1 protein-coding gene is annotated in these 2,513 nt (G+C 60.3%); it reads left to right on the top strand.

All coding sequences use genetic code 11. The features are described 5' to 3' along the window. Window positions 1-363: 363 nt before the first annotated feature. Window positions 364-2,513 (top strand): ATP-dependent Clp protease ATP-binding subunit (locus Q0216_RS07115; protein ID WP_298594071.1); only part of this gene is annotated, 2,150 nt, incomplete at its 3' end.

Here is a 2,513-nt window from a genome sequence, read left to right as displayed (position 1 = left end):
TCCGGCAAATGTTTTTTGCGAATTATTGAAATTTCTCACTTAAACATATAAATTTTTAAAAATTTCTGCAATATATTCACGCGCGTGCAGAAAACAGGCGATTCTGATGTGGGTCTATGTGGGTTCTTGTGTGTTCTTCTCTTCTGTGGACCCTCGCATCGGCGCCACAACCCCTCAGAACCCACCTGTAGCACCTCCCCGCCAGAAGCCCCGAAACCGCGTCGAAACCGCACCTAAACCGCGCCTCAAACGCCTCGAACAGCTCATCTGTTCTCTTGATGGCGAACAGACGCCCATCAGACCGCCCTTTCAGCCGCGCTCAACGTACTCTTGTATCAATAGGAAAATGCAAGGAGTGCGTAAATGTTTGAACGCTTTACCGATCGAGCTCGGCGCGTTGTGGTGCTTGCCCAAGAAGAGGCACGCATGCTCAACCACAACTACATCGGTACCGAACACCTGCTGCTCGGTCTGATTCACGAGGGCGAAGGCATCGGTGCTCGCGCCCTGGAATCATTGGGCGTTACCCTGAACGCAGTACGTGAACAGGTTCAGGACATCGTCGGCCCCGGCCCCCAGGCGCCTAACGGCCACATCCCCTTCACCCCGCGCGCGAAGAAGGTTCTCGAACTGTCCATGCGCGAGGCTATTCAGCTGAACCACGGCTACATCGGCACCGAACACATCCTGCTGGGCATGGTTCGTGCAAACGAGGGCGTGGCAAACCAGGTGCTGGTCAAGCTGGGTGCGGAGCCCGCTGCCGTGCGCCAGGCTGTTATGGACCTGATTTCCGGCTACCCCGGCAACAACTCCGGTGAGAAGGAAACCGCCGGCGTGGGTGCAGGTAACTCTCGCGAAGGCACTCCCGCGGGTTCGACCATCCTGGATCAGTTCGGCCGCAACCTCACCGCAGCAGCGCGTGAGGGCGAGCTGGACCCGGTCATTGGCCGCCACAAGGAGATGGAACGCGTCATGCAGGTCCTCTCCCGCCGTACCAAGAACAACCCCGTGCTGATCGGTGAGCCCGGCGTCGGTAAGACCGCCGTCGTGGAGGGCCTGGCACAGGCTATCGTGCACGGTGACGTCCCCGAGACCCTCAAGGACAAGCACCTGTACACCCTGGACCTGGGCTCCCTGGTCGCAGGTTCGCGCTACCGCGGTGACTTCGAAGAGCGCCTGAAGAAGGTCCTGAAGGAAATCCGCTCCCGCGGCGACATCATCCTGTTCATTGACGAGATTCACACCCTCGTTGGTGCAGGTGCCGCCGAGGGCGCGATTGACGCTGCCTCCATCCTCAAGCCCATGCTGGCTCGAGGCGAACTGCAGACCATCGGTGCCACCACCCTGGACGAGTACCGCAAGCACATTGAGAAGGACGCCGCCCTGGAGCGCCGCTTCCAGCCGATTCAGGTTGAGGAGCCCTCCCAGGACCTCGCCGTGCAGATCCTCAAGGGTGTGCGCGATAAGTACGAGGCACATCACCGCGTCACCATTACCGACGAGGCGATTGAGACTGCCGTGAACCTTGCGGCACGCTACATCTCTGACCGCTTCCTGCCGGATAAGGCTGTCGACCTGATTGACGAGGCGGGCGCACGCCTGCGCATCAAGCGCATGACCGCACCCCCGGAAATCAAGCTGCTCGACGAGAAGGCAGCCAAGCTGCGCCAGCAGAAGGAAGACGCCATCAACTCTCAGGATTACGAGAAGGCCGCAGGCCTGCGTGATCAGGAGCAGAAGGTTCTGGCTGAGAAGGAAGAAGCCGAGAAGGCATGGCGTGAAGGCGGCGACGCATTCGGCACCGTGACCCCCGAGGTTATTTCTGAGGTTCTTGCCGCTTCCACCGGTGTTCCCGTATACAAGATCACTGAGGAAGAGTCCAGTCGCCTGCTGACCATGGAGCAGGATCTCCACAAGCGCGTCATCGGCCAGGAGCACGCTATTGCGGCGCTGTCCCGCGCTATTCGCCGTACCCGCGCAGGTCTGAAGGACCCGCGCCGCCCCGGTGGTTCGTTCATCTTCGCCGGCCCGACCGGTGTGGGTAAGACCGAGCTTGCCAAGGCTCTGGCGGAGTTCCTGTTCGGCGATGAGGATTCGCTCATCACCCTGGATATGTCCGAGTACCAGGAGAAGCACACCGTCTCCCGTCTGTTCGGTGCGCCTCCCGGCTACGTTGGCTACGATGAGGGCGGCCAGCTGACCGAGAAGGTCCGCCGCAAGCCCTTCTCCGTGGTCCTGTTCGACGAGGTTGAGAAGGCTCACGCCGACCTGTTCAACTCGCTGCTGCAGATTCTGGAAGACGGTCGCCTGACCGACTCGCAGGGTCGCGTGGTGGACTTCAAGAACACCGTCATCATCATGACGACCAACCTGGGTTCGCGCGATGTGAACCGCCGCATCCCGGTTGGTTTCCAGGCGATGGATGACACTGCAGCCGACTACGAGCGCATGCAGGCACGTGTGATGGAGAACCTCAAGGAGCACTTCCGCCCCGAGTTCCTGAACCGTGTGGA

Source organism: uncultured Rothia sp. (assembly GCF_937976295.1).
Taxonomy (GTDB): Bacteria; Actinomycetota; Actinomycetes; order Actinomycetales; family Micrococcaceae; genus Rothia.
This window is presented reverse-complemented; position numbering and strand designations above follow the sequence as displayed.